Origin of the sequence: Janthinobacterium sp., from assembly GCF_009923995.1 — a bacterium.
Classification (GTDB): domain Bacteria; phylum Pseudomonadota; class Gammaproteobacteria; order Burkholderiales; family Burkholderiaceae_D; genus Janthinobacterium.
The window spans coordinates 1-7,601 of the sequence record NZ_RFSK01000109.1 but is presented as its reverse complement, the minus strand read 5'-3'; the positions used below and the strand labels follow the sequence as shown (position 1 = coordinate 7,601).

General features: G+C 67.0%; 7 protein-coding genes and 1 pseudogene. 6 read left to right on the top strand and 2 right to left on the bottom strand.

The features are described from left to right. Positions 1-391, top strand: a pseudogene (locus tag EBS11_RS27485) (TetR/AcrR family transcriptional regulator); the annotation flags it as partial. Here the strand turns inward: EBS11_RS27485 and EBS11_RS27480 are convergent. Both EBS11_RS27480 and EBS11_RS27475 read right to left on the bottom strand, forming a co-directional pair. Further along, positions 388-1,077: an LrgB family protein gene (locus tag EBS11_RS27480; protein ID WP_290608534.1), complete on the bottom strand. Its 690-nt coding sequence runs from the start codon at positions 1,075-1,077 to the stop codon at positions 388-390. The pseudogene EBS11_RS27485 and the gene EBS11_RS27480 sit on opposite strands and share 4 nt — an antisense overlap. Beyond that, on the bottom strand, positions 1,074-1,529 hold the full coding sequence (locus EBS11_RS27475; RefSeq protein WP_290608532.1) for a CidA/LrgA family protein: 456 nt from the start codon (positions 1,527-1,529) through the stop codon (positions 1,074-1,076). The genes EBS11_RS27480 and EBS11_RS27475 overlap by 4 nt, the downstream gene beginning before the upstream one ends. A gap of 103 nt (positions 1,530-1,632) precedes the next feature. Here EBS11_RS27475 and EBS11_RS27470 point away from each other — a divergent pair, with 103 nt between their 5' ends. The 5 genes from EBS11_RS27470 (at position 1,633) to EBS11_RS27450 (ending at position 7,510) form a co-directional block, all read left to right on the top strand. Beyond that, on the top strand, positions 1,633-2,541 hold the full coding sequence (locus EBS11_RS27470; RefSeq protein ID WP_290608530.1) for a LysR family transcriptional regulator: 909 nt from the start codon (positions 1,633-1,635) through the stop codon (positions 2,539-2,541). A gap of 26 nt (positions 2,542-2,567) precedes the next feature. Beyond that, complete coding sequence (locus tag EBS11_RS27465) at positions 2,568-3,392, top strand: glutaminyl-peptide cyclotransferase (protein ID WP_290608529.1); 825 nt, start codon at positions 2,568-2,570, stop codon at positions 3,390-3,392. A 320-nt stretch (positions 3,393-3,712) separates the two neighbouring features. Then, positions 3,713-5,719 (top strand): ferritin-like domain-containing protein, encoded by a 2,007-nt coding sequence (locus EBS11_RS27460; protein WP_290608527.1) that lies wholly within the window; start codon positions 3,713-3,715, stop codon positions 5,717-5,719. Beyond that, a complete protein-coding gene (locus tag EBS11_RS27455) occupies positions 5,719-6,651 on the top strand; it encodes a DUF692 domain-containing protein (protein WP_290608525.1) in 933 nt (310 codons plus the stop codon). Before EBS11_RS27460 ends, EBS11_RS27455 begins: the two co-directional genes overlap by 1 nt. Then, positions 6,644-7,510 carry a DNA-binding domain-containing protein gene (locus tag EBS11_RS27450; RefSeq protein WP_290608523.1) on the top strand — a complete coding sequence of 289 codons (867 nt, stop codon included), beginning with the start codon at positions 6,644-6,646 and terminating at the stop codon, positions 7,508-7,510. The genes EBS11_RS27455 and EBS11_RS27450 overlap by 8 nt, the downstream gene beginning before the upstream one ends. The last annotated feature ends 91 nt before the right edge of the window (positions 7,511-7,601 follow it).

Here is a 7,601-nt window from a genome sequence, read left to right as displayed (position 1 = left end):
CATGGATGCGCATCCATGGCTGGGTTCGGCCCTGTCGCGCGCGCCGGGCCAGCTGCCCACCGTGCGCATCCTGGAACGCCTGGGCGGGCAGGTGGACGCGCTGGGCGTGCCGCAGGAACGGCAGTGGATGGCGGCCTGTGCGCTGTTGAACTATCTGCTGGGCGTGAGCGGACAGAATGCGGCCAATGCCGTCATCGCCCGCGGGCAGGGCCTGGAGCGCGCGCATTTTCTCGACAGCATGGCCGGCGCCTGGTCGCGCCTCGATGCGCAGGCGTTTCCATTCGCCCGCAAGGTGGCGGCGCAGTTGCGCGCCCACGACGACCGCGCGGATTTTTTGGCGGGAATCGACCTGATCGTGCAGGGCATGCGGGCGCTGCCGGCGGGGCGTTAGCCCAGCAGATGTCCCAGCAGCGGGGCCAGCAGCACCGTCACGACGCCGGAAAAGATCATCGTCAGGCTGGCCACGGCGCCTTCCTCCGTGCCCACCTTGCGCGCCACGGACAGGCCGAAGCCGTGCGCGGCCGCGCCATACGGGGCGCCGCGGGCGATGCGCATGCGCAGGGGCAGCAGTTTCAGCAGCGGCTTGCCCAGCATCAGGCCGAACAGGCCCGTCATGACGACGAAGATGCCCGTCAGCTGGGCCGAGCCGCCCATGTGGCGCGATGCTTCCAGCGCGAACGGCGTGGAGACGGAACGGGCCAGCAAGCTGCGCGCCATGTCGCCGTGCACGCCCAGCAGCCGGTCCAGCAGCAAGGTGGCGGCGACCGAGGCCGCGATGCCGGCGCAGCTGCCCAGGCTCAGGGCCAGCCAGTGCTTGCGGATCAGCTTGCGCTCCTGGAAGATGGGCAGGGCGAACGCGACCGTGGCCGGGCCGAGCAGCCACGGCAGCCAGCGCGTTTCGCCGAAATACGTGGCGAACGGCGTCGACGTGGCTTGCACGATGACGATCAGAATGGCCGAGGTGCAGATGGCGGGCGTGAGCAAAAAGTGCGGATGGCGGCGGTGCAGGGCCTGGTTGGCATAGAACAGCACCAGGGTCAGCAGCAGGAACAGCAGCGGCAGGAGCAGGGTGTTCATGCGGCCGTCCGCGCCTTGCGCTGGCGCAGCAGCGCCTGCAGGCGCTGCCGGCGTTCATAGCGGCACACCCATTCCACGGTGAAGGCCGTGGCCAGCATCACGCTGGCAAAGCCCAGGCCGATATTCACGAACAGCATCAGCCCCTGCGCCTTCAGCAGCTGCGTAAATTGCACCACGGACACCACCAGCGGAATGAAGAACAGCAGCATGTTGGCCAGCAGCCAGTTCGCGCCCAGTTCGATGGCGGCAGGCCGCACCCAGCCGGCCAGCAGCAGGGCCACCAGCACGAACAGGCCCACGACGCCGCCGGAAAACGGCAGGTGCAGGGCGGCAGCGGCCGCGTCGGCCAGCCACCAGGCGGCGATCAGGATGCCGACCTGCCACGCCGTCCGCGCCGGTTGGCGCCAGGCAGGGAGAGGCAGGGCGGGGTGGTGCAATGCGGGGGCTTTCACGGCGGGCTTTCTGACGGCAGGGGGAAGGCTCCATTGTAGGGACCCCACATCAAAAGATAAAATGACTTAAACTCATGATTATCATTCGATATTGGAATGCATCATGGATATCCGCTCCCTGCGCTACTTCGTCGAAGTGGTCGAGCAGAACAGTTTTACGCGGGCCGCCGCCAGGCTGCACGTGACCCAGCCCACCGTCAGCAAGATGATTGCCCAGCTGGAACAGTCGCTGGACCTGGCCCTGCTGGACCGAGCGGGCAAGCGCTTTACCCTGACGGACGCGGGCAAGGTGGTGCTGTCGCGCGCGCATGAACTGCTGGCCCTGCACGCGGAGCTGAAGGTGGAGTTGCGCGACCTGCAGCAGCTGGAGCGGGGCGAATTGCGCGTGGGCGTGTCGCCGCAGACGCATTCCACCCTGGCGCCATGGCTGGCCGAGTACCACCAGCGCTATCCGGGCATCGAGCTGAAGATGTATGAAAGCGGCACGCAAGCCATCGAGCGCGACCTGCGCACGGGCACGGTGGAGCTGGGGACCATGCTCGACTATCCGGGCAATGCGGCCACCTGGCAGGATTTCGACGCCTTGCCCCTCGTGCGCTCGCCCCTGTGCCTGCTGGCCGCGCCCGGCTCGCCTTGGCAGGGACGCGCTTGCGTGGCCCTGGCCGAGCTGGCCGACAGTCCCTTCATCTTCTATGGCGCCGCCTTCGCCCTGAACGACATCGTGCTGGACGCCTGCCAGCGGGCCGGCTTCGCGCCGCGCATCACGGGCCGCAGCGGCCAGTGGGATTTCATCGCCTCGCTGGTGCGCCTGGGCGTGGGCATCTGCCTGCTGCCGAAGATGTATTGCGACACCCTGGCGCCCGCGCAGTTTGCCGTCATTCCCCTGGCCGGCCCGCCCGTGGAGTGGAACCTGATGCTGGCCTGGCGCCGGGGCGGGCGCCTGTCGTTCGCGGCGCGCGCCTGGCTCGATCTCGTCAGGGCGCGCATGGCGGACGCGGCCCGTTTACAATAGGCGCTCGCCAACTTCCGCCCGACCAGATGAACATCAACGCCAAGGTTACAGCCAAGATCAAACGCACCGCCGGCTCACTGCTGCTGGGATTGTTATGCACCGTGGGCCTGATGAGCGAAATGGGCCATGCCCAGGCCGCCATTCCCGTGTATGGCTATTTCGTCAAGAATACCTATCCGCACGACCCCCAGGCCTTCACCCAGGGCTTGCTGTTCAAGGATGGCCACCTGTATGAAAGCACGGGCCAGAACGGCCAGTCCTCCCTGCGCAAGGTCGAGTTGACGACGGGCAAGGTTTTGCAGAAAAGCATGCTCGACAAGAATGTGTTTGGCGAAGGCATCACCGACGTGGGTGATGAAATCCTCGGCCTGACGTGGATTTCGCAGACCGGCTACGTGTTCGACCTGAAGACGTTCAAGCTCAAGCGCAAATTCAGCTACCAGGGCGAAGGCTGGGGCCTGGCCAGCGACGGCAAGTTCGTCTACATGAGCGACGGCACCTCCGCCATCCGCGTGCTGAACCCGAAAACCCTGGCCGAGGTGCGCCGTTTCGACGTGAAGGCGGAAGGGCGGCCCATCGAGCGCCTGAACGAGCTGGAAATGGTCGACGGCCAACTGTTCGCCAACGTGTGGGGCGCGGACGTGATCGCCCGCATCGACCCGGCCAGCGGCAAGGTGGTGGGCTGGATCGACCTGACGGGCTTGCTGCCGCCGGAGCAGCGGGGCACGGCCAACCCGGACGCCGTACTCAACGGCATCGCCTGGGATGCGCGCGGCAAGCGCCTGTTCGTGACGGGGAAACTGTGGCCCAAGCTGTTCGAGATCGAGCTGATCGAAATCCAGCGCCATTGATGGGGCGTTTGCGCCTTCCCGCCGCCGGCAAGCTGGCTATCATCATGATAGTGACCTGAGGGCGGCGCGCGGCGCGCCCCTTATACACGCGCGCGGCGGCCGGATTCTATTCAATTGTCATCGCGGGATGCCGAAAAACGCCGCTTTTCCAGGCCGGCGCGCGGGGAAGTTGATGCAAATCAACTCTCGTTGCGGCCATTGAAACTTGTCGCAAAAATATCTTTCCCAGGCGTATTATGTGTCAGCCATATCCAGCGCCACGCAGCCGGGCGCGGGTAGGGCATACCTCTGAAACGCATCCATCCTGTGGAGAGACAAGAATGAAAATGCCCGTTTTAGGAAGTCCACTGGCGCCCATCACCCGGCGCCCGCTCGACATGCTGGCCACGGACACGGCGGCCGTGCGCGCCATCGCCCAGGCGGCCGTCAGCGTCGAACTGTTTACCATCCCCCTGTACATGGCCACCATGTATTCGATCCAGGGCACGCACCAGATCAACTCGCAGGGCATCACCTACTACGAGGGCCGCCAGTGGCCGGGCATGAGCACCACGGCGCGTCCGGAAACGCCGGAACAGAAGGCCTTCAACGTCATCTTCAGCGTCTTCATCCAGGAAATGCTGCACCTGCAGATGGCGGCCAACCTGTCCACGGCCATCGGCGCGGCGCCGTGCTTCACGGGCTCGGAACTGCAGTCGCTGGAGCACGGCTGGACCTGCTACGGCAAGGATTGCACGGTGATCCCGCACATCGTCGACCTGCAGGACACGTCCGGCTACCGCCACGTGCGCGTCAACCTGGAGGAGCTCAACAGCAACCAGTGCGACCTGTTCCTGGCCATCGAGCAGCCGGAAGAGCAGGCGCGCGAGCAGCTGGCCGAGTTCGACAAGCACAACCACACCAAATATTTCCCCGACGTCCCGTTCGATGGCTGGACGCCGGGCAAGCACGTGCATGACCTGCCCCTGTTCGGCACCATCGGCTACATGTACGAATGCTATGCGCGCTACATCAGCATCGAGTACGAGGATGGCGCGACCCTGTGGCAAAAGCTGTTCGTCAACGGCTCGGTGCAGCAGGACATGTTCAACAGCAAGGGCGAGGGCCACGAGCAGGCGGAATTTCCCAAGTTCGATACCTGTTTCGGCCCGGACGACCAGGACGGCGGCCAGATCCGCTCCTTCAACAAGGCCATCGACATGATGGCGGCCATCACGGACCAGGGCGAGGGCAGCGACACGGCCATCACGCGCTACCGCCGCCGGCTGCAGGCCCAGCTGATGGCCGTGAAGCCCGATTACCGCGAAGACCTGGAAGCGCTGAAGGTCGATTATCCCTCGTACACCAACGATGGCCAGAAGGCCGAGTCGCGCGACGCGCACGCCCGCCACGACAGCGCCGCCTTCGACCATTACGAGCGTTTCGGCAAGGTGAAGGACATGCTGCCCGTCAAGACGTGGCCCCAATGGCACCGGGAAGGCCATCGCTGGACGGAAAAGATGCTGACCAACGAACGCTACAACCCGCTGACGGCGCCCAAGAATATCCCCGCGCCGGAACAGGTGGCGGGCGCCCTGAACCGCCTGAAGGACCGCGGCGACACCTTGACGATGCTGAGCACGGTGGCCACGGGCGCCATCTACGGCATCACCTCCGTGCTCGATACTTACTGGCAAAAGCAGAAAACCGCCTTCCCGTATCCGTCGATGGTGGGCGCGGGCGACCGCATGGCCATCTGCTGGGCCGTGCTGGGCCAGGCGCCCAATCTGGCGACGGGCGTGCCGAAGGTCGAGAAGGACGTGCTGTACCATGCCTGCCAGGGCATGCACCTGGAAGGCGAGGCATCGGACACGTGCGCGGCGCTGGCCGTCTACCATACGTGCAAGGGTTCCAACGGCTGCCACGCGCAGGGCGGCTGCGGCTTTGCGCAGCTTGACTCGGGCGGCTCGAACTGCGGGCACGGCGTCAAGGTGGCGGCAACGGCAGACAATCTGTGCGGCGTGCCCACGGGGCCGTACAGCGCGCCGAGCGACAACAAATGCGGCGGCTTCGGCGGCTGTGCCGTGCCGATCTCGGCCTCGCAGCTGTATCCGAACACCACCAAGAAGACGCCGCCCCAGGCCGCCACCATGGTGCTGTACGACTTCGGCCCGGCGCCCGAGCACCACAACATCCGGCTGGACGAGACCATGTCGTTCTCGCTGGGCGACAGCGTCTACGACAAGGCCTGGGAAGCGTACGGCAAGGTGATGGCCGCGCGCGGCACGCCCGTGGGCGCGCCGCCGCCGCCGACCGACCTGCGCCTGGCCTTGCCGCCATCGACCTGATGAAGGCAGCCGCCAAGCCAGCGGCGTCCCCGCGCCTGGGCCTGCCGCACCTGGGCCTGGGCGTGGGGCTGCGCCCGCTCCATTACGCGCACATCCTCGAACATGGGCCGCAGGTGGACTGGTTCGAGATCATCAGCGAAAACTTCATCGGCAACCACGGCTATGCGCGCCATGTGCTGGACGTGGTGGCCGCCCAGGTGCCCATCGTCATGCACGGCGTGTCGCTGTCCATCGGCAGCAGCGACCCGCTCAACCTGGGTTATTTGCGCCAGCTGCGCCAGCTGGCCGACGAGATCCGTCCCGCCTGGATCTCCGACCACCTGTGCTGGACGGGCGCCGCCTCGCTCAACAGCCACGACTTGCTGCCGCTGCCGCTGGACGAGGCCAGCCTGCGCCACGTGGCGGGCCGGGTGCGCCAGGTGCAGGAGTTTCTCGGCCGTCCCCTGGTCCTGGAAAACCCCAGCAGTTACGTGGAATTTGCCCGGTCCAGCATGCCGGAATGGGAATTCCTGGGGCGCCTGGCGCAGGACACGGGCTGCGGCCTGCTGCTGGACGTGAACAACGTCCATGTGTCCGCGCATAACCACGGCTTTGACGCGGCCGCCTACATCCGCCAGCTGCCCCACGCGCACATCGTGCAGCTGCACCTGGCCGGACCGACGGTCAGCGGCGCCATGCTGATCGATACGCACGATGCGCCCGTGCCGGCCGCCGTCTGGCGCCTGTACGCGCTGGCGCAGCAGCTGACGGGTGGCGTGTCCGCGCTGCTGGAGTGGGATGCGAACATTCCGCCGTATCCGCAACTGCTGCTGGAACTGGACAAGGCGCGCGCTGCCGAGCGGGGCCAGTTCGCGGAGGCAGCGGCGGCCACGGCTGCGGGCGGCGCCGTCTCCACGCCGCTGGGTTTTCACCTGGAGACTGCCCATGCATGAGGTGGACGACAAGGCCGCGCCGCTGGCGCAGCTGCAGGCGTGGTTCCTGACGGCCATGACGGCGCCGGGCGGCACGGCGCGCGGCGTGGCGCTGGCGCGGCAGCGCCACGGCTGGACACAGGAACAGGTGCTGAAGGCCGCGCGGGGCAGCCCGGCGCCCCTGCATGTGTATGCGGACGGCTACGTGCAGCGCCTGCTTGAATGCCTGCAGGCCGACTATCCCGTCCTGCGCCGCGTCATGGGCGAGGAACTGTTCACCTTCTTTGCGCGCGCCTACGTCTGGCGCCACCCCTCCACGTCCACCACCTTGTACGACCTGGGCGGCGGCTTTGCCGATTTCCTGGCCGCCAGCCAGCCCGGCGCGGGGGAAAACGCGGCCGCCTTGCGCTTCCCCGTCGAACTGGCCCGGCTGGAACGGGCGCGCAGCGAGGCGGGCCGGGCGCCGGGCCTGGAAAAGCGGGCGCGCCAGGCCATGCCCGACGGGCTGGCCTGGCTGCTGGGCGAAGGGACGCAGGTGGCCGTGGCGCCCTGTCTGCGGCTGCTGGCCCTGAGCTTCCCCGTGGCCGCCTTCTGGCAGCAGATGCAGGCAGCACCAAGCGAGGCCATGCCGGCCCCGCCGGAAGCGGCAGCCTGCCACGTGGCCATTACCCGCCTGCATTACCGGCTCACCATGCATGACTTGCAGCCCTGGCAATTCTTTTGGCTGCAGGCGCTGGCCGGCGGCGCGCCCCTGCCTGCCTGCGCGCAGGCGGCGGCCCAGGCCAGCGGCAGGGCGCAGGACGAGGTGCTGGCCGATGCCCTGCTGTGGCTGCCCATGGCGGCGGCAGCGGGGCTGGTCGCGGGCGGCATCGAAGGGTGAAAAAAAGGCTCTGTCCTCGATAAATAGGGGAACTCACAGTACGGCTGAGGTCTAACTGAGTGGACCAGCCAGACGGGAGCACCTCATGCAA

What these genes read in the sequence shown, in the direction of transcription:
- EBS11_RS27465 (WP_290608529.1), top strand. Translation starts at nt 2,568, where the DNA reads ATGAACATCAACGCCAAGGTTACAGCCAAGATCAAACGCACCGCCGGC.
- EBS11_RS27460 (WP_290608527.1), top strand. Translation starts at nt 3,713, where the DNA reads ATGAAAATGCCCGTTTTAGGAAGTCCACTGGCGCCCATCACCCGGCGC.
- EBS11_RS27450 (WP_290608523.1), top strand. Translation starts at nt 6,644, where the DNA reads ATGCATGAGGTGGACGACAAGGCCGCGCCGCTGGCGCAGCTGCAGGCG.
- EBS11_RS27480 (WP_290608534.1), bottom strand. Translation starts at nt 1,077, where the DNA reads ATGAACACCCTGCTCCTGCCGCTGCTGTTCCTGCTGCTGACCCTGGTG.
- EBS11_RS27470 (WP_290608530.1), top strand. Translation starts at nt 1,633, where the DNA reads ATGGATATCCGCTCCCTGCGCTACTTCGTCGAAGTGGTCGAGCAGAAC.
- EBS11_RS27455 (WP_290608525.1), top strand. Translation starts at nt 5,719, where the DNA reads ATGAAGGCAGCCGCCAAGCCAGCGGCGTCCCCGCGCCTGGGCCTGCCG.